The sequence below is a fragment of the Pseudonocardia sp. NPDC046786 genome (genome assembly GCF_040645415.1).
GTDB lineage: Bacteria > Actinomycetota > Actinomycetes > Mycobacteriales > Pseudonocardiaceae > Pseudonocardia > Pseudonocardia kongjuensis.
This window is the reverse complement of sequence record NZ_JBEYYF010000011.1, coordinates 159,084-177,885: the sequence shown is the minus strand read 5'-3', so window position 1 is coordinate 177,885 and position 18,802 is coordinate 159,084. Positions and strand designations below refer to the sequence as shown.

Sequence of the window (18,802 nt, the reverse complement as noted above, 5' to 3'; positions counted from 1 at the left end):
GGTGGGAGACCCCTCGCTGACCCTGGTCGCGCGCCTGGCCCCGGCGGCCACCGACGCCCGGCGGGGGGTGATCCGGTTGCATCCCGAGGTGCTCGCCGGCCTCGGCCTGCGGTCCTGGGACGCGGTGCTGCTCACCGGTTCCCGACCGACCGCCGCGCTCGCCGTCGCCGGTGACGCCTCGGTGCCGCACGGCCAGGCCCGGCTCGACGACGTGACCCTGTCCAACGCCGGCCTGACCGACGGCGCCGCCGTCGTCGTCGCGCCCGCGGAGGTGTCCGCCGCCCGCGAGGTCCGGCTGATCGGCTCCCGGCTCGCGACCGCGACCGTCGGCCCGGCGACCCTGCGGCTGGCGCTGATGGGGAAGGTGCTCCTGCGCGGGGACGCGGTCTCGCTGCTGCCGCAGGACATCGCCCCGCCGCCCGGTGCGGACGTGCACTCGGTGCGCCGGGCGCTGGCCGCGGCGGTCGGTGGCGCGTGGACCTCGGAGCTGCTGACGGTCGCCGTCGCCGAGCCGGCCGGCGGGCCGGTCGTGGTGGCGCCGTCCACCGTGGTCGGCTGGCAGGGCGGCGCGGACACCGGCACGGTCGCGGTGCGGGCGGGTGCCGGGCCGGGTGGTGCGGCCGGGTCGGGCGGGGCGGCAGCGGTGGGGCCCGGGAAGCGCGCTGCCGGCGAAGGGGCCGCCGGTGCGGGCACGGCCGGAAGCCCTGCCGCCGGGAACCCTGCTGCCGGGAACCCTGCCGCCGGTGACGACCCCGCCGGGGATCGGGCGGTGCCCGAGGCCGAGCCGCCCCCGTCGATCGACGACCTGGCCGCGAACGAGCCGGTCGCCCGGCGGCTGCTGGACTGGCTGGAGCTGATGTTCCGCCGTCCCGAGCTGCTCACCCGGCTCGGCGGCGAGGCCCGGCTCGGCGTGCTCGTCAGCGGGCCGGAAGGGGTGGGCAAGGCGACGCTGGTGCGCAGCGCCGCCGCCGCCGCGGGGGCCCGCTGCGTGGAGCTCGTCGCGCCGGCAGTCGCCGCCCTGGAACCGGCGGCCGCGGCCGAGCGGGTCCGGGCCGCGATCGCCGACGCGCGCCCGGCCGCGGACGAACCCGCTGTGCTGCTCGTGCACGACGCGCACGCGCTGCTCCCGGCGTCGAACCCGCCGCCGCTGGCCACCCTGGTGCTCGACGAGCTGTGCGCGGCCACCGCGCCCGGCGGGCCCGCACTCGTCGTCACCAGTGCCGAACCGGAGTCGCTGGATCCGCGCCTGCGCGCACCCGACCTGGTCGACCGCGAGCTCACGGTGCCGTTGCCGGACGCCGCGACCCGCCGCGCACTGCTGGAGCGGCTGCTGGCCGGCGTCCCGCGCGGCCGGGACGTCGATCTCGGGGTGATCGCCGCCCGGACACCGGGTTTCGTCGTCGCCGATCTCGCGGCGGTGCGCCGGGAGGCCGCGATCGCCGCCGCGCTGCGCGGCGCGGGGGAGGGCACCGACGGGATCGAGGAGGTCCGGCAGCAGGACCTGCTCGGCGCCGTCGGCTCGGTCCGGCCGATCTCGCTGTCCGGTGGCGGCGCTCTCGGGCACGGCGGGCTGACCCTCGACGACGTCGGCGACATGACCGAGGTCAAGCAGTCGCTGACCGAGGCGGTGCTCTGGCCGCTGCGCCATCCCGACTCGTTCGCCCGGCTCGGGGTGGACGCGCCGCGCGGCGTGCTGCTCTACGGCCCGCCCGGCGGCGGCAAGACGTTCCTGCTGCGCGCGCTGGCCGGGACCGGCGATCTCAACGTGTTCGCGGTCAAGGGCGCAGAGCTGCTGGACAAGTACGTCGGCGAGTCCGAACGGGCGGTCCGGGAGCTGTTCCGCCGGGCCGCGGAGGCCGCCCCGGCGCTGATCTTCCTGGACGAGGTCGACGCGCTCGCCCCGCGCCGGGGCGGATCGACCGACGCCGGCGTCGCGGACCGGGTGGTGGCGGCGCTGCTCACCGAGCTGGACGGTGCGACGCCGCTGCGCGAGGTCGTCGTCGTGGGGGCGACGAACCGGCCGGACCTGATCGATCCGGCGCTGCTGCGGCCGGGCCGGCTGGAGCGGCTGGTGTTCGTCCCGCCGCCGGACGCCGAGGCCCGGGCCGACATCCTCCGGGCCGCCGGCCGGGACGTCCCGCTCGGCGACGACATCGACCTGGACGAGCTCGCCGCCGACCTGGACGGCTACTCGGCGGCGGACTGCGCCGCGCTGCTGCGGGAGGCCGCGCTGACCGCGATGCGCGAGTCGCTGGAGGCGGGCGAGGTGACCGCGGTGCACGTCGCGGCCGCCCGGCGGGCGGTCCGGCCCTCGCTGGACCCCGAGCAGGTCGCCGAGCTCGAGGCGTACGCGCGGCGGCGCAGCGACTGAGCCCGGCCGGTCCCCGACGGACGACGACCCCGGACGGGATGCCCGTCCGGGGTCGTCGGCGCGCTGGGGAGCAGGTTCGGTGTCAGGCCGCCGAGAAGTCCCGGGTGACGATCACTATCACGCCGGGTGTCGCGTCCTGGATGCCGTCGAAGCGTGGCTCGGCCCGGATGCCGAAGGCGCGGGCGATCTCGTCCGCCGCGGCCTTCTCGGCGGTGCCGGTCCGGTAGTACACGGTGGTCGTCGGGATCACGCCCGCCGAGTAGTTCTGCACCTGCGACACGGTCCAGCCGTTGCTGCGGAACTTCCCGGCCGCCTGCTCGGCGAGACCCCGGATCGTCGAGTTGTTGTAGATCCGGACGGCGGGCCGGACGGCCACGGCGGACCCCTCGCTCGCGGTGCCGCCCGGGGCGGGCCCGGCCGCGGCGGGCGGCGGCGGCGCGCCGTCCGCGCCGGTGCCGTCGAAGCCGGGGGAACCGGGCGTGCCCGGGGCGCCGGGGGTGAACGGCGAGGTGCCCGGGGCGCCCCCGTCGGCGCCCTCCCCACCGGGGGCGGCCCCGTCGGCGCCATCGGCCCCGTCCTCGCCGGGGGCTGGCGCTGCACCGTCCCCGCCGGGGGCGGGATCGGCCGTCGCCGGCGGCGGCGCGGCCTGCGGGCTCTCGTCACCGCCGCCGAGACCGGACAGCCCGACGACACCGGCCAGCACGCCGACGCCGATCAGTGCGATACCGGCGATCTTCAGCGGCGAGGTTCCGCCGGACGCGGGTGCGGTCATCGTGACCTCCGATTGGGGCTCGAGCTGCGGCTCACGGCTGCCTCCGGGCTTCCCGGTCTCAGGGCTCGAGACCCAGGCGGCGGGCGGCGCGGGTGCGCTGACGGCTGGAACGCAGCCGGCGCAGGCGCTTCACGAGCAGCGGATCGACGGCCATCGCCTCGGGCTTGTCGACCAGCGCGTTCAGCACCTGGTAGTAGCGGGTCGCGGACATGTCGAAGAGCTCGCGGATCGCCTGCTCCTTGGCGCCCGCGTACTTCCACCACTGGGCCTCGAACGCGAGGATCTCGCGCTCCCGGCGGTCGAGCTCGCGGGAGGGGGTTGCGGAGCGCCGGTGCGCTCCGCGGCGTTCCGAGAGGGACCCAGCGGACTCCATCACGCTCCTCGAGCGGCCGACGATCTGACGGCGACGGCCCTCCGGAGGGCCACCGCCGATACCGAATGACACAGCTGTCATTCGAGGTCGGATTGAACCACACGGGACCGACGGCGAGTCGCCGCGACGCGCCCCGGGGCGCCCGAAACCCATCGGCCGGGGGCGGGCCCCGTCACCCGGAGCGGGCACCGCGCGGCGCGACCGTACCCTGCGACGGTGACGGTTCTGCGCATCCGCATGGTCGGCGACCCCGTGTTGCACCGGCCCACCCGCCCGGTGGCGGCGGCGGACATCGGGGAGGACGAGCTGCGCACGCTCGTCGACGACATGTTCGAGACGATGGCGGCGGCCAACGGGGTCGGGCTCGCGGCCAACCAGGTCGGGATCGACCTGCGACTGTTCGTCTTCGACTGCCCGGATCCCGAGACCCGCATGATGCGCCGCGGGCACGTGCTCGATCCGGTGCTGGAGACCGGCGAGATCCCGGAGATCATGCCCGACCCGGACGAGGACCAGGAGGGCTGCCTGTCGGTCCCCGGCGAGAGCTTCGCGACCGGCCGCGCCGACTGGGCCAGGGTCACCGGCACCGACGTCGACGGCAACCCGGTGGACGTCGAGGGCAAGGGCTTCCTGGCCCGCTGCCTGCAGCACGAGGTCGACCACCTCGACGGCCACCTCTACCTGGACCGGCTGATGGGCCGCAACCAGCGGGGCGCCAAGAAGATGCTGCGCCGCAACGGCTGGGGTGGGCCGTCGGACTCGTGGGATCCCTCGGCGGTCGACGCGGAGGACGTACCCCGAGACCGACCCCGGGACTCATACCCCGGTACTAGGGGTTGACCTGCAGGAACCGGTCCTGCGGCCGATGTGGGGGCCGCCCCGGCTGGGCATCGTGGACGCCATGGTGCTCACGATCCTCGCCGTCCTCCCGGTCCTCGCCGTGCTGCTGGTCATGGCGGCGCAGCCGCTGTTCGAACTCTGGGACGACCGTGCCTCCGAGCGCGAGTGCACCGCCGCCGGGGAGGCCCGGCCGGTGCCGGCCCCGGCGGCCGTGCCGGTGCCGGTGGAGACGGGGATGCCGCCGGCGTTCCCGGAGGCGCTCGGCGACGTCAGCGCGGTGCTGTCCGTCCCGCACCCCCGCCGCCCGGCCGCCCCCCTGCGCGCCGTCCACTGAGGCGTCATTCGACGAGCTTGTTCTCCCAGGCCCAGGCCGCGATCTCGACCCGGTTGCGGGCGTCCAGCTTGGACCCGATGTTGGCGATGTGCGTCTTCACCGTCGACAGCGACACGAACAGGTCCCCGGCGATCTCGTGGTTCGTCCGCCCCCGCGCGACCGCCCGCACCACGTCCAGCTCCCGGGCGGACAGCGCCGCCAGCGCGGCCGGCCGCGGCGCGACGGGCTCGGTCAGCCGCTCCAGCAGCCGCACCGTCACCGACGGCGACACCAGCGCGTCCCCGGCGGCGGCCGCCCGCACCGCCTCGACCAGCAGCCGCGGGCCGGCGTCCTTCAGCAGGAAGCCGCAGGCCCCGGACCGCAGCGCGCCGTAGACGTACTCGTCGAGATCGAAGGTCGTCACCACGACGACCCGCGGCGGGGACGGATCGGCGCACAGTGCCCGGGTCGCCTCGATGCCGTCCATCCCGGGCATCCGGATGTCCATCAGCACCACGTCGGGGCGCACCTCGCGGGCCAGCGCGACCGCGCCGGTGCCGGTGCCGGTCTCGCCGAGCACCTCGATGTCGTCCTCGGCGGAGAGGATCAGCCGGAAGCCGGTCCGGACCATCTCCTGGTCGTCGGCGAGCACCACGCCGATGCTCACCGGGCCACCGCCGGCAGCTCCGCCAGCACCTCCCAGACGCCCGGCCCGTCCGGGCCGACCCGCAGCGTGCCGCCCAGCGCGCCGACCCGCTCGGCCATCCCGGCCAGGCCGAACCCGCCGCGCTCGTGCGGGCGCGGCCTGCGCTCCGGGGAACCGCCCTCGTTGCGCACACCGACCGCCAGCCTGTCGTCCCGCAGCTCCAGCCGGACCTGCACCGACGTCGCGTCCGGCGCGTGCCGGTGCACGTTGGTCAGCGCCTCCTGGACGACCCGGTAGGCGGTGGCGCCGACCCCGGGTGCGAGCCGCGCAGGGTCCAGCCCGGTATCGATCTCCAGCACGGTCCGCTCACCGGCCGGGTCGAACCGGCCGACCAGCTCGGCCACGTCGTCCGGGCCGTGCGCGACCGCGCGGGCGGCCTCCTCGCCGCCGCGCAGCACGCCCACCATCCGGCGCATCCCGGTGAGCGCCTCCGCGCCGGCCCGTTCGATCGACTCCAGCGCCGGGCCGGCCTGCTCGGGGCGGGTCCGGGCGACGGCGACCGCCGCCTGCGCGGCCACCACGATCCCGGTGACGTGGTGCGCGACGACGTCGTGCAGCTCCCGGGCCAGCTCCATCCGCTCGTCGTTGCGGGTGGCGGCGAGCCGGGCGTCCCGGCGCACCCCCAGCTCGCGCAGCACCGCCGCGACCGCGACCGTGCTCGCCCAGCCCAGCCCGGCGAGCGCCATCGCGGTGGCCCGGTCGGGATCGTCGAACCGCAGCAGCGGCATCCCGACGATCACCACGAAGGACGCCACGGCGAACCCGACCGCCGCGCCGCCCGCCGTCCGCCGGATCACCGCCACCGTGACGACGGCGAGCGCGAACAGCTCGGCCAGTGACACCAGCGGTGCCCCGGACGGCCAGGCCAGCACCGACAGCAGCGCGGACGCGATGAACGCGGCCACGGCGGTGCCGACCACCGGGTACCGGTACCGGGCGAGCACCACGCCGGCCACTGCGACGCCGGCGAGCACCCCGGAGATCCACAGCGCGCGGCCGTCGGACAGTCCTGGTGCCGCGAACAGGTCGAGCACCAGCCAGAACAGGTAGGCGAAGGCCTCCAGCGTGAACATCAGCGAGCGGGTCGGCCGGGCGGGACCACGCGGGAGGACGACCGTCGGGGACGTCATGGCGATCACCGTAGGGCCGAGACGGCTGGCCCGGCCTCAGCCGGAAGTACGAGCCACCCGACCGGGAAGACCGTCCCGTGGTCCGAGGTGCGCGGCGCCGCCGCCCGGCACCGTTGTGGACATGATCGAGGTCCTGATGAACGCGGTCGCCGTCACCGGCGGTGTCGTGCTGTTCCTGATGCTGCTGTCGATGGCGGCCCTGCCGCTGCTCGAGGGCTGGGGGGAGCAGCTGTGACGGGTGCCGCCGCGGCGGCCGGTGCCGTCGAACTGGTCCGGCGCTACGGATCGGGACCCGGCGCGGTGTCGGCGCTGGCCGGGATCACGCTGTACATCCCGGCCGGGCGGTTCACCGCGGTGATGGGGCCGTCCGGGTCCGGGAAGTCGACGCTGCTGCACTGTCTCGCCGGGCTGGACCGGCCGACGTCGGGCCAGGTGCTGCTCGGCGACACCCGGCTCGGCACGCTCGGCGACGCCGAGCTGACCCGGGTCCGCCGGGACCGGATGGGCTTCGTGTTCCAGGACGGCAACCTGCTCCCGCACCTGAGCGCGGGCGAGAACATCGACCTGGCCGTCGCGCTCGCCGGGCGCCGCCCGGACGGGGCATGGCGGGCCGAGCTGGTGGACCGGCTGGGGATCGGCGCGCGGCTGGGACACCTGCCCTCGGAGCTGTCCGGCGGACAGCGGCAGCGGGTCGCGGTGGCCCGGGCGCTGCTCGGCCGGCCGGAGATCGTCTTCGCGGACGAGCCGACGGGCGCGCTGGACACCACGTCCGGACGGGAGCTGCTGGGGCTGCTGCGGGCCTGCGTCGACGACTACGGGCAGACCGTCGTCATGGTCACCCACGATCCGCTCGCCGCATCGGTCTCCGACCAGGTGCTGCTGCTGCGCGACGGGCTCGCCGCGGGACGGCTGGTCGCCCCCACCCCGGACGCGGTGCTCGCCGCGCTCGGGGCGCTGTCCGGCGAGCGCGCCACCGGCGTCCGGCCGGCCGGGCAGGGGGCCCGGGCATGAGCCTGCTGAACCCGGCGACCCGCGCGGCCGTCGCCGGGATCCGCCGCCGCCCCCGGCAGCTGTTGCTGACCGGGCTCGCCGTGCTGGTGGCGACGGCGTTCGCGGCCGGGGCGGTGCTGCTGACCGGCACCCTGCGCGCCGCCCTCACCGAGGACGCGGTGCACACCCCGGCGGGCGCGTCGCACGTCGTCTCCGTGCGCAGCACCGATGCCGATGCCGACAGCGCTGCCGGGACGCTCGCGCAGCGGTTGCGGGCGGTCCCCGGGGTGACCGACGTGGCGCCCGGTTTCTCCGGCGTCGTCCCGGTGGCGGCCGGGACGACCAGCGGGGACTGGCTGGTGTCGTCGGATCCGATGACCGGCCCGCTGAGCGTGCTGCCCGCGCCGGAGCAGGGGCGCCCGGCCGGGCCGGGTGAGGTGCTGGTGGGGGCCGCCACGGCGGAACGCACCGGTCTGGTGCCGGGTGACTCCGTGCGGCTGGGCGGGGAGTCGATGCGCGTCGCCGGTGTGGTCGGCCTGCCGTTCGAGTCGCTGGACTCGCTGGTGCTGACCACACAGGACGCGCTCGCGCTGGACGGGACGCTGTACGCGTCCCGGATCGACGTGGCGGGCGACGCGGACACCGCGGCGCTCGGCGCGGCCGCCGGCGGGGAGCGGGTGCGGACCGCTGCCGAGCAGCGCGACGCCGAGATCGCCGAGGCGTCCGCGTCGGTGCTGGCGGTGCTCGCCGGGCTGTCGGTGTTCGTCGGCCTCGCACTGGTCGCCTCCGCCGTGGTGGTCGGTTCGACGTTCCGGATCGTGCTGGCCCGGCGCAGCCGCGACCTGGCCCTGCTGCGGTGCGTCGGCGCGAGCCGCGGGCAGGTGACCCGGTCGGTGCTCGCCGAGGCCGCGCTCACCGGCCTGGTCGCCGGGGTGTTCGGGACGGCGGCCGCGGTCGGCGCCGGGCACGCCGGGATCGCCGTCGCCCGGATGTCCGGTGTGGACGCCCCGGCGCTCGCGGTGCAGCCGCTGTGGCTGGCCGGGTGCGTGCTGCTGGCGGTGCTGACGACGGTGCTCGCCGCGCTGCCGCCGGCCCGCGCCGCGGGCCGGGTGCCGCCGGTGGTGGCGCTCGGAGCCGCGGACGTGACCGAGGCACGCGCCCCGCGGGCCCGGACCCGGCTGCCGGCCGCCGCGGTGCTGGCCGTGCTGGCGGCCGGGACGGCCGGTATCGGCGTCACGCTCGGTGAGCAGCTCGCCGGGCTGGCCGTGATCGCGCTCAGCGGGCTGCTGCTGTTCGCGGCGCTGGTGGTGACCGGGCCGTTCCTGATCTCGGCGGCTGCGACGCTGTTGCGTCCGGTGGCGGACCGGTCCGGCCCGCTGCGGCTGGCGGTGGCGAACGCCAGCAGGCTGTCCCGGCGGACCGCGGCGATGACGACGGTGCTCGCGCTCGGCGTGGGGCTGACCGCGGCGCTGCTGGTGGCCGTCGCGGGGGCCTCGGACGACGCGCGGGCCTCGATCGACCGGGCCTACCCGGCCGATGCGGTGATCCTCCCGGTGTGGCAGGGCGACGACGCGGCGCGCGGCGCGGCCGCGCAGCAGCTCGCCGTCACGCTGGACGCGGAGCCGCAGCTGCAGGCGTACGCCGCCGGGACCGAGGTCCGGGTGGACGCGGTGCCGGGTGCCGATCCGCGGGCCGTCCGGGAGGCGGTCGCCGGGGTGATCGGCGACGCCGGCTCGGTGACCTGGACGGCGGACGTGCGGGAGCAGATGGAGTCCGGGCTGTCGGTCGCGCGGACGATCGGCGCCGGACTGATCGGGACGACAGTCGTCGTCGCCGTGGTGGGGGTCGCGGTCACGCTCGCGCTCTCGGTGGGCGAGCGCACCCGGGAGATCGCGCTGCTGCGCACCTTCGGCCTGACCCGGGCGGGTTCGCGGCGTGCGGTCGCGGCGGAGGCCGGGCTGGCCGGGGCGGTGGGGGCCGTCGTCGGCGTGCTGCTCGGCGCCGTCTACGGGCTGCTGGCGCTGCGCGCCATGGGCATGGACGGCGGGACCCCGCCGGTCGGGCAGCTGGTGGGCCTGGCGGCGGTGGTCACGGTGGTCTCGGTGGCGGCGTCGGTCGCCCCGATGCGGCGCGCCGGGCGGGTCGAGCCCGCACACGGCGTCGTCGGGTGAACCGCGGTCGCGCGCCCGCACGAGGGGGCGGGCGCGCGACCGGCGGTGCTCAGCCCTTCGACTCCAGCACGAGCACCGGGATCAGCCGGGACGTCTTCTCCTGGTACTCGGTGTAGGGCGGGTACGCCTCGACCGAGCGGTCCCACCAGGCCTGCCGCTCGGGGCCCTCGGGTAGCTCCCGGGCGACGTACACCCCGGTCGCGGTGCCGTCCTGCAGCTCGACCTCGGGATGTGCCTTCACGTTGTGGTACCAGGCGGGGTGCTCCGGCGCGCCGCCCTTGGACGCGATCATCGCATAGGCGCCGTCGTGCTCGACCCGCATGACCGGTACGTAGCGCTTCGTGCCGGACTTCGCGCCGGTCGTCGTCACCAGCACGACCGGACGGTCCAGCACCGTCACGCCCTCGGTCGTCCCGCTCTCCAGGATCTGCTCGGTCTGCCCGCGCACCCAGTCGGTCGGGCTCAGTTCGGCTCTCTGCGTCATGCCGGTGGACAACCACGAACCGGCGAAGATCATTCCCGGCATCCGGGTGAGAAGCGCCGGGGGGCTGGCGTGTCGGGCCGGACGGTGCCTACGGTCGGGGCACATCTGAACACGCGGGAGCTCCGGCGCGCGGGGCTGAGAGGGCGGACCGATCGGTCGCCGACCGCAGAACCGGCCGGGTAATGCCGGCCAGGGAGGACTGTCGTCATGACGACCGCTCACGTGTGCCCGCAGGTCACCACCGGGCCGATCGCCGGATCCACCAAGTCCTACGTGGACGGTCCGGACGGGATCCGGGTCCCGGTCCGCCGGATCGGCCTCTCGAACGGCGAGCACCACGACGTCTACGACACCTCCGGCCCCTACACCGATGCCGATGCGGAGATCGACGTGCGGGCGGGCCTGCCCGCGCTGCGCGCTCCGTGGATCTCCTCGAGGGAGCCGGGGACCCAGCTGTCGTACGCCAGGGCCGGGGTGATCACCACCGAGATGCGGTTCATCTCGATCCGCGAACGGTGCGACGCCGAGCTGGTGCGTTCCGAGGTCGCCCGCGGCCGCGCGGTGATCCCGGCGAACGTCAACCATCCCGAATCGGAGCCGATGATCATCGGCAAGCGGTTCCTCACCAAGGTCAACGCGAACATCGGGAACTCCGCGGTGACCTCCTCGATCTCCGAGGAGGTGGACAAGATGGTGTGGGCGACCCGCTGGGGTGCCGACACCGTGATGGACCTGTCGACCGGTTCCGACATCCACCGGACCCGCGAGTGGCTGCTGCGCAACTCGCCGGTCCCGATCGGCACCGTGCCGATCTACCAGGCGCTGGAGAAGGTGCAGGGCGATCCGGCGAAGCTGTCCTGGGAGGTGTACCGGGACACCGTGATCGAGCAGTGTGAGCAGGGCGTCGACTACATGACGGTGCACGCCGGGGTGTTGCTGCGGTACGTGCCGCTGACCGCGAAGCGGGTCACCGGGATCGTCTCCCGCGGCGGGTCGATCATGGCCGCCTGGTGCCTGGCGCACCATCGTGAGTCGTTCCTGTACACCCGGTTCGCCGACCTGTGCGAGATCCTCCGCCGCTACGACGTCACCTTCTCGCTCGGCGACGGGCTGCGTCCCGGATCGATCGCCGACGCGAACGACGAGGCACAGCTGGCCGAGCTGGCCACGCTCGGCGAGCTGACCCGGATCGCCCGCGCGCACGACGTGCAGGTGATGATCGAGGGCCCCGGCCACGTCCCGATGGACAAGATCGTGGAGAACGTGCGGCTGGAGGAGGAGTGGTGCGACGAGGCGCCGTTCTACACCCTCGGCCCGCTCGCCACCGACATCGCGCCCGGCTACGACCACATCACCTCGGCGATCGGCGCCGCCCGGATCGCCGAGGCCGGCACCGCGATGCTCTGCTACGTCACCCCGAAGGAGCACCTGGGCCTGCCGAACCGGGACGACGTGAAGATCGGCGTGATCACCTACAAGATCGCCGCGCACGCGGCCGACCTGGCGAAGGGGCACCCGCACGCGCAGGCCCGTGACGACGCCCTGTCCCAGGCCCGCTTCGAGTTCCGCTGGCGGGACCAGTTCGCGCTGTCCCTGGACCCGGACACGGCGCAGTCCTATCACGACGAGACGCTGCCGGCGGAGCCCGCGAAGTCCGCGCACTTCTGCTCGATGTGCGGGCCGAAGTTCTGCTCGATGAAGATCACCCAGGACGTCCGGGACTACGCCGAGGCGCACGGGCTGACCAGCGTCGAGGCGATCGAGGCCGGGATGGACGAGAAGTCGGCCGAGTTCCGCGACGCGGGCGGCCGGGTCCACCTGCCGATCGCGCCGGCCGGGGACTGACCCGGCCGGGGCAGGTGCGGGACGGCCGGTCGGGGGGCGTCCCGCACCGTGCTCAGCCGAGCGCGTCGAGATCGAAATCGGCCGCGAACGGCCGGTCGGCGGTGTGCCGCCCGGTGACCACGCCGCCGTCGGCGTAGCCGAACTCGCCGGCCAGGTGGCAGGCGAGCAGCGACACCGGCTCGCCCAGGTCGATGATCCAGTAGTGGCCGATCCCGGCGTCGGCGTACTCGCCGCGCTTGGTCACGTGGTCGGTCCGGCGGGACCCGGGGGAGAGGATCTCCACCACCAGGGTCACCTCGGCGGCCCGGATCGCTCCGCCCTCCCGGTCGACCCGCTCGAACGACTCCCGGGGTGCGACGACCAGATCCGGCCGACGCACCCAGCCCGGCCGGTCCGGCCCGGACAGCGCCAGGTCCACGTCGATCTCGGGCAGGACCTCGAGGCCCTCCGGGAGCTGCGACGCGAGCTGCCCGGCGAGCCGCAGCTGCGCTCTGTTGTGCCGGGGTGCTGGGCTGGGAGCCATCATCAGCTGCCCCTCGACGAGTTCGGTGTAGCCGGGTTCGACCTCCCCGATCGCCAGGTACTCGGCGACGGTGAGCGGATGCGGCGGCGGCACCGGCCTGCGCCAGCCGGGCGCAGCTACGGACCCCGGGCCGGGCGCTGGATCAGAGGGTTGTGCACTCATCTGGCCTCCTCGACGCGGAGTGTCCCACGCGGCACCGACATCCCCGGCCGCCGCGACCGCGCGTCCCGGGTCCGGGTTACGGTCGGGTGCGCAGGTGCGGGAGCTCGCGGACGAGCGGGCTGAGAGGGCGGGGAGTTGCCGCCGACCGCGGACCGGCCGGGTAATGCCGGCCAGGGAGTGAGGACTCGACCATGGCCGAACCCACCGTCGGTACGACCCCGCCGCGGGTGCTGACGATCGCCGGCACCGACTCCGGCGGCGGCGCAGGCATTCCGGCCGACCTGCGTGCGTTCGCCGCCTGCGGGGTGCACGGCTGCGTCGCGGTGTGCGCGGTGACCGTGCAGAACACGGTCGGCGTCACCGGCGTGCACACGATCCCGGTCGAGACGATCACCGGGCAGATCGCGAGCGTCGCCGGGGACATCGGGCTGCAGGCCGCGAAGACCGGGATGCTCGCGACCGCCGGGATCATCGAGGCCGTCGCCGCGGCCTGCGACGACAACGGGATCGGCCGGGACCGGGCCACGCCGCTGGTCGTCGACCCGGTCGCGGCGTCGATGCACGGCGATCCGCTGCTGGCCACCGAGGCGCTGGACGCCTACCGGCACACCCTGTTCCCGCGGGCCACCCTGGTCACCCCGAACCTGGACGAGATCCGGCTGCTCGTCGAGCACGACGTGCACGACCGGCACGGCCAGTACGCCGCCGCGAAGGCGCTGCACGCGCTCGGGCCCGGCGCCGTCCTGGTCAAGGGCGGGCACCTGACCGAGGACACCGACGGCTGCCTGGACCTGCTGTTCGACGGCGACACCTTCGTCGAGCTGCCCGGGCCGCGCTTCGACACCGGCAACACGCACGGCGGCGGCGACTCGCTGGCCGCGTCTATCGCCTCCGGACTGGCCCGCGGGCTCGGCCTGGAGGACGCGGTGCGGTTCGGGAAGCGGTACATCGTGGAGGCCGTCCGGCACTCCTACCCGCTGGGCGCCGGGCACGGTCCGGTCTCGCCGCTCTGGGCGATCCGGCCGTGGTGGGAGGAACCGGGCCGCTGACGCGCGGTCGTTCGCAGGTTTCCTGATGGTCGGACTGTGCGGGGGATCGGGGCCGCAGATGCGGATCCCACCCCGAGTAAGGGTGCCCTGACCTGCACGATCTTCCTGTTTCGCGCGTCGCATACGGCCCTGGACGGCTATACGCTCGGCGACGATGAGCATCTTGGGCACCCGCGTCGTCCGCACCGAGGATCCGGTCTTCCTCACGCGCGGCGCGACCTACACCGACGACCTGACCGACGAACGGCTGACCGGGGCGTTGCACCTGACGCTCGTCCGCTCGCCGCTGGCCCACGCGACGATCACCTCGATCGACACCTCGGCCGCCCTCGACTCGCCCGGCGTGGTCGCCGTGGTCACCGGGGCCGATCTCGACATCGCGCCGGCGCTGCTCTTCCCGGGCGCCAACAAGGCGATGACCCGGCCGTTCCTGGCGACCGACCGGGTCCGCTTCGTCGGCGAGCCGGTCGCCGCCGTGCTGACCGAGGAGTTCTACCAGGGCGAGGACGCCGCTGAGCTGGTCGACGTCGAGTACGAGCCGCTGCCGGTGGTGATCGACCCGCTGGCCGCCGCGAACGACGAGACCCTGCTCTTCCCGGAGGCCGGCACCAACACCGCCGCCGCCTACGGGCACGACTCCGAGCCGGACGCGGACTTCTTCGCCGGCTGCGAGGTCGTGGTGACCCGGGACCTGGTGAACCAGCGCCTGGCCGCCGCGCCGCTGGAGACCCGGGCTGCGAGCGCGTTCTGGGAGGGCGACCACCTCACCGTCTACATGTCCAACCAGAACGCCCAGGGCGGCCGCGACGAGGTCGCCGGCTGGCTGGGCCTGGACAAGGACAAGGTCCGGGTGATCCTTCCGGACGTCGGCGGCGGGTTCGGCGCGAAGATCGGCTCCGACCCGGAGTTCGCGCTGGTCGCCTGGCTCGCCCGGCAGCAGGGCCGTCCGGTGCGCTGGAACGAGTCCCGCTCGGAGAACATGACCGGGATGGTGCAGGGCCGCGCCCAGCGCCAGACCGTGACGATCGGCGGCAGCCGCGACGGCCGGGTGACCCACTACCGGCTCGACGTCGTGCAGGACCTGGGCGCCTACCCGCGGCTCGGCACGTTCCTGCCGATGTTCACCCGGATGATGGCGCCGGGCACCTACGACATCGCCAACGTCGACTCGCGGGCCCGCGCCGTCGTCACCAACACCACCTCGATCGCCGCCTACCGCGGCGCCGGCCGACCGGAGGCCACCGCCGCGGTCGAGCGCGCGATGGACCTGTTCGCCGCCGAGATCGGGATGGACCCGGCGCAGGTGCGCCGGCTCAACGTCGTCGCCCCGGAGAAGTTCCCGTTCCAGACCAAGGGCGGCGTCGAGTACGACTCCGGCGAGTACGCCAAGGCGCTCGACCTGGCGCTGGCCGAGTCCGGCTACGAGCGGCTGCGCGCGGAGCAGAAGGCGCGCCGCGAGCGCGGCGACGTCCGGCAGCTCGGCATCGGCGTGTCGTCCTACGTGGAGATCACCGGCGGTGGCGCCTACGCCGAGGACGCCTCGGTGCAGGTGCACCCCGACGGCACGGTCACCGTGCTCACCGGCACCTCCCCGCACGGCCAGGGGCACGCGACGGCGTGGGCGATGCTCGCGTCCGAGCAGCTCGGGATCGCGATCGACAAGATCACCGTCAGGCACGGTGACACCGACCTGGTGCCGCGCGGCGGCGGCACGATGGGGTCGCGCTCGCTGCAGACCGGCGGCGTCGCGGTGCACCAGGCGTCCGGTGAGCTGGTCGATCTCGCCAAGCAGCGCGCCGCCGAGCTGCTCGAGGCCAGTGTGGACGACCTGGAGCTCGACCCGGCGAACGCCGCGATCACCGTCGCGGGCGTGCCCGGGAAGTCGGTGACGCTGGCCGAGCTGGCGTCGCGCGAGGAGCTGAAGGTCGACACCACCTGGGACGGCCAGAAACCGACCTTCCCGTTCGGCGCGCACGTCTGCGTGGTCGAGGTGGACACCGAGTCCGGCAAGGTCACCGTCGAGCGGATCGTCGCGGTCGACGACGCCGGCCCGATCCTGAACCCGCTGCTCTGCGACGGGCAGCGGCACGGCGGCATCGCCCAGGGCATCGCGCAGGCGCTGCTCGAGGAGGTGATGTACGACGAGGAGGGCCAGCCGCTCACCGGCACCTTCGCCGACTACGGCATCCCCTCGGCGGCCGAGCTCCCGAGCTTCGACCTGGTCGAGATGACCACCCCGACCCCGGTCAACCCGATGGGCTACAAGGGCATCGGCGAGGCCGGGACGATCGGGTCCACCCCGGCGACGCAGAGCGCCGTCATCGACGCCCTGTCGCACCTGGGCGTCACGCACATCGACATGCCCCTGACCCCGCTGCGGGTCTGGGAAGCCATTCAGGAGGCCTCCAAGTGAAGGTCGAGATCACCGTCAACGGCGAGCGCACCAGCGCCGACGTGGAGCCCCGGCAGCTGCTCGCGCACTACGTGCGCGACACCGTGGGGCTGAAGGCCACCAACATCGGCTGCGACACCACCTCCTGCGGCGCCTGCACGGTGCTGCTCGACGGCGAGGCCGTGAAGTCGTGCACCGTGCTGTCGGTGCAGGCCGACCAGCAGTCGGTCACCACCATGGAGGGGCTCGACGGCGCCGGCGACGGCCGGCCGGAGCACCCGGTCACCAAGGCGTTCCACGCCGAGCACGGCCTGCAGTGCGGGTTCTGCACCCCGGGCATGGTGATGTCCGCGGTGTCGTTGATCAGCCACGACAGCGACCTGGACGAGCGCAAGGTCCGCGAGGGGCTGGAGGGCAACCTCTGCCGATGCACCGGCTACCACAACATCGTCCGCGCGGTGCTCGTCGCCGCCGGCAAGGACCCGGACGCCGAGCAGAAGGCCGAGGCGGAGTCCGACGCGCTGCGCACCGCACCGGGCTTCTCCCGCGGGGAGGCGGGCGCATGATCCCCCTCGCCTTCGACTACGCCCGCCCGGACACCCTCGACGACGCCATCGCGCTGCTCGCCGAGAAGGGCGAGGACGCCAGCGTCCTGGCCGGCGGCCACTCGCTGATCCCGGTGATGAAGGTGCGCCTCGGCGCGCCCGAGTTCCTGATCGACATCGGCCGGCTGTCCGAGCTGTCCTGCATCACGCTGGACGAGGCGGCCGGCGAGGTCGCCGTCGGTGCCGGTACCAAGCACCGGGACGTGGTGGACTCCGAGCTGCTCGCGGCCGAGGTCCCGCTGCTCCCCGCGGTCGCCCGCACCGTCGGCGACCCGCAGATCCGGGCCCGCGGCACCCTCGGTGGCACCCTGGCGCACGCCGACCCGGCGGCCGACCTGCCCGCCGCGGCGCTCGCGCTGGACGCCACCGTCGTGCTGCAGGGCCCGCGCGGCAAGCGGACCGTGCCGATCGGCGAGTTCTACACCGGCGTCTTCTCGACCGTCCGCGAGCCGGACGAGCTGATCGTCGAGGTCCGGTTCCCGCGCAGCGGGGACAAGGGGTGGGCCTACGAGAAGTTCACCCGGCGCAGCAACGACTGGGCGATCGTCGCCGTCGCGGTGTCGGACGACCGGATCGGCCTGGTCAACATGGGGTCGACGGCGCTGCGGGCCACCGCGACCGAGCAGGCGCTCGCGGAGGGGCGCTCGATCGCCGAGGCGGCCTCGCTGGCCGCCGAGGGCACCGAGCCGCCGTCCGACACGCACGGCACCCCCGCCTACCGGACGCACCTGGTGCAGGTGCTCACCCGGCGGGCGCTGGAGACGTCCCGCGGCGGGCGCTGACGCACGCACAGCGGGTGGCCCCCGCGCTCCGGCCCTTCTGCACTCCGCTGTCGTGCGCTGCGCTGCGACGTGCCGCGCCGTGCCGTGTGGCCGGCCGGGGTACGGGCCGGCGACCGTCCCGCGAGACGTGTTCCAGCGCCCTCGCGCCCGGCCGGCAGCTGTTCGGCGGGGTGTGCCCGCGGGGCCTCCGACCCGATCGGCCGCGTTCCGCGGAACGCGTCGGCAGGGCCCGGCACCGGGTCGGGCGGGTTCCGCGGAACGCACCCACGACCGGCGCCGGACCGTGGACGCGACCGGGCCGCTGTTGCTGACGCCGGGTTCCCCGGGATGTGCGGACCGGACCGGACCGGACCGGACCGGGCGTGCCGCGTTCCGCGGAACGCACTCTCGCGCTCTCCCGTCCGGTCGGACTGTGCCGGCGGGGTCTTCGCGCGGCCCGCGACCCGACCGGCTGCGTTCCGCGGAACGCGTTTGGCGGGGCCTGGCACCGGGTCGGGCCGGTACCGCGGACCGCGCTCGCCCCGCCCCGCGCCGCCCCGCTCTGCTCCGCCCCGTGCCGCCCCTCGTGCCGCCCCGCCCCGTGCCGTGCCGTCACCCGCGGACCGCGCTCGCGGCGCCGTCGATCGGGGCGGCGCCGGGCGATCGGCGGCGTTCCCGGAGTGCACTCGCGGGAGCCGCACGACGTGCCGGGCGGTGACGTGCGCGCTGTGCTCGTCGGCGTGCGACCTGACCGGCCGCGTTCCGCGGAACGCGGTCGCGGGCCCTGGCACCGGATCGGGGCGGTTCCGCGGGGCCTCTTGCGCGGGAGCGCCACCTGGCCGGGTCGCGTGCCATGGGGCGTGCTCGCCGGGCCCACGACCGGGCCGGGTCGCGTTCCGCGGAACGCGACCTGCCCTCGCCCCCTCGCCCCGGTAGGAGCAGGAGCGTGAGGCGGAGGATTCTCTCGGGCTCTCTCCACCGGGTGCGACTGCGTTCCGCGGAACGTGCTCATCGGCGGGCAACCCGACCGAACGCGTTCCGCGGAACGCGACTGCCGGCCCGCGATCCGGCCCAGCGCGCGGACCCGAGCGTTCCGCGGAACGCGAACCCGGCCGCGCCGCTCGGGTCCGTCCGGCGGTGCCGCGCGAACCCGGGGACGGCCGCCGGGTCGGGTCCGGCGCGTTCCGCCGGCTCAGAGCGGAGCGTGGCGGACCACGGTGGCGTGCGGCGGACCACGGTGGCGTGCGGCGGACCGCGGTGGTGTGCGGCGGACCGCGGTGGTGTGCGGCGGACCGCGGTGGTGTGCGGCGGACCG

At 75.2% G+C, this 18,802-nt stretch carries 16 protein-coding genes; 10 read left to right on the top strand and 6 right to left on the bottom strand.

Annotated elements, in window-relative coordinates:
• Position 1: 1 nt before the first annotated feature.
• On the top strand, positions 2-2,371 hold the full coding sequence (locus ABZ881_RS16230) for an AAA family ATPase (RefSeq protein WP_358485299.1): 2,370 nt from the start codon (positions 2-4) through the stop codon (positions 2,369-2,371).
• Positions 2,372-2,453: 82 nt separating this feature from the next.
• On the opposite strand, the gene ABZ881_RS16225 is transcribed toward ABZ881_RS16230, so the two are convergent.
• Both ABZ881_RS16225 and ABZ881_RS16220 read right to left on the bottom strand, forming a co-directional pair.
• Positions 2,454-3,143: a LytR C-terminal domain-containing protein gene (locus tag ABZ881_RS16225; RefSeq protein ID WP_358485297.1), complete on the bottom strand. Its 690-nt coding sequence runs from the start codon at positions 3,141-3,143 to the stop codon at positions 2,454-2,456.
• A gap of 58 nt (positions 3,144-3,201) precedes the next feature.
• Complete coding sequence (locus ABZ881_RS16220; RefSeq protein ID WP_085910476.1) at positions 3,202-3,516, bottom strand: DUF3263 domain-containing protein; 315 nt, start codon at positions 3,514-3,516, stop codon at positions 3,202-3,204.
• 216 nt (positions 3,517-3,732) lie between these two features.
• Between ABZ881_RS16220 and ABZ881_RS16215 the strand changes: the two genes are divergently transcribed.
• On the top strand, positions 3,733-4,356 hold the full coding sequence (locus ABZ881_RS16215; protein WP_358485295.1) for a peptide deformylase: 624 nt from the start codon (positions 3,733-3,735) through the stop codon (positions 4,354-4,356).
• A 61-nt stretch (positions 4,357-4,417) separates the two neighbouring features.
• On the top strand, positions 4,418-4,690 hold the full coding sequence (locus ABZ881_RS16210) for a hypothetical protein (protein WP_358485294.1): 273 nt from the start codon (positions 4,418-4,420) through the stop codon (positions 4,688-4,690).
• A 4-nt stretch (positions 4,691-4,694) separates the two neighbouring features.
• Here ABZ881_RS16210 and ABZ881_RS16205 read toward each other — a convergent pair whose 3' ends face one another.
• Together ABZ881_RS16205 and ABZ881_RS16200 are read right to left on the bottom strand one after the other, a co-directional pair.
• Positions 4,695-5,336: a response regulator transcription factor gene (locus ABZ881_RS16205; protein WP_358485293.1), complete on the bottom strand. Its 642-nt coding sequence runs from the start codon at positions 5,334-5,336 to the stop codon at positions 4,695-4,697.
• Positions 5,333-6,505, bottom strand: coding sequence for a histidine kinase (locus tag ABZ881_RS16200; RefSeq protein WP_358485291.1), 1,173 nt, complete (start codon positions 6,503-6,505; stop codon positions 5,333-5,335). Before ABZ881_RS16200 ends, ABZ881_RS16205 begins: the two co-directional genes overlap by 4 nt.
• A gap of 231 nt (positions 6,506-6,736) precedes the next feature.
• Here ABZ881_RS16200 and ABZ881_RS16195 point away from each other — a divergent pair, with 231 nt between their 5' ends.
• A complete protein-coding gene (locus ABZ881_RS16195; protein WP_358485290.1) occupies positions 6,737-7,516 on the top strand; it encodes an ABC transporter ATP-binding protein in 780 nt (259 codons plus the stop codon).
• Positions 7,513-9,666, top strand: coding sequence for an FtsX-like permease family protein (locus ABZ881_RS16190; protein ID WP_358485289.1), 2,154 nt, complete (start codon positions 7,513-7,515; stop codon positions 9,664-9,666). Before ABZ881_RS16195 ends, ABZ881_RS16190 begins: the two co-directional genes overlap by 4 nt.
• 49 nt (positions 9,667-9,715) lie before the next feature.
• Here ABZ881_RS16190 and ABZ881_RS16185 read toward each other — a convergent pair whose 3' ends face one another.
• The gene (locus ABZ881_RS16185) at positions 9,716-10,150 is read right to left on the bottom strand and encodes a nitroreductase family deazaflavin-dependent oxidoreductase (protein WP_358485288.1); all 435 of its coding nucleotides are present in this window, start codon (positions 10,148-10,150) and stop codon (positions 9,716-9,718) included.
• Between the two features lie 207 nt (positions 10,151-10,357).
• Here ABZ881_RS16185 and thiC point away from each other — a divergent pair, with 207 nt between their 5' ends.
• Positions 10,358-11,995, top strand: coding sequence for a phosphomethylpyrimidine synthase ThiC (gene thiC / locus ABZ881_RS16180; protein WP_358485286.1), 1,638 nt, complete (start codon positions 10,358-10,360; stop codon positions 11,993-11,995).
• A 52-nt stretch (positions 11,996-12,047) separates the two neighbouring features.
• Here thiC and ABZ881_RS16175 read toward each other — a convergent pair whose 3' ends face one another.
• Entirely contained in the window at positions 12,048-12,680 is a 633-nt protein-coding gene (locus ABZ881_RS16175) for a Uma2 family endonuclease (RefSeq protein ID WP_358485284.1), read from the bottom strand.
• 191 nt (positions 12,681-12,871) lie between these two features.
• On the opposite strand from ABZ881_RS16175, the gene thiD reads away from it, so the two are divergent.
• From thiD to ABZ881_RS16155, 4 genes are all read left to right on the top strand, one after another.
• A complete protein-coding gene (thiD, locus tag ABZ881_RS16170) occupies positions 12,872-13,729 on the top strand; it encodes a bifunctional hydroxymethylpyrimidine kinase/phosphomethylpyrimidine kinase (protein ID WP_358485282.1) in 858 nt (285 codons plus the stop codon).
• A 154-nt stretch (positions 13,730-13,883) separates the two neighbouring features.
• Positions 13,884-16,142: a xanthine dehydrogenase family protein molybdopterin-binding subunit gene (locus ABZ881_RS16165; RefSeq protein WP_358485281.1), complete on the top strand. Its 2,259-nt coding sequence runs from the start codon at positions 13,884-13,886 to the stop codon at positions 16,140-16,142.
• On the top strand, positions 16,139-16,687 hold the full coding sequence (locus ABZ881_RS16160; RefSeq protein WP_344021067.1) for a (2Fe-2S)-binding protein: 549 nt from the start codon (positions 16,139-16,141) through the stop codon (positions 16,685-16,687). Before ABZ881_RS16165 ends, ABZ881_RS16160 begins: the two co-directional genes overlap by 4 nt.
• Positions 16,684-17,508: a xanthine dehydrogenase family protein subunit M gene (locus ABZ881_RS16155; RefSeq protein ID WP_358485280.1), complete on the top strand. Its 825-nt coding sequence runs from the start codon at positions 16,684-16,686 to the stop codon at positions 17,506-17,508. The genes ABZ881_RS16160 and ABZ881_RS16155 overlap by 4 nt, the downstream gene beginning before the upstream one ends.
• The last annotated feature ends 1,294 nt before the right edge of the window (positions 17,509-18,802 follow it).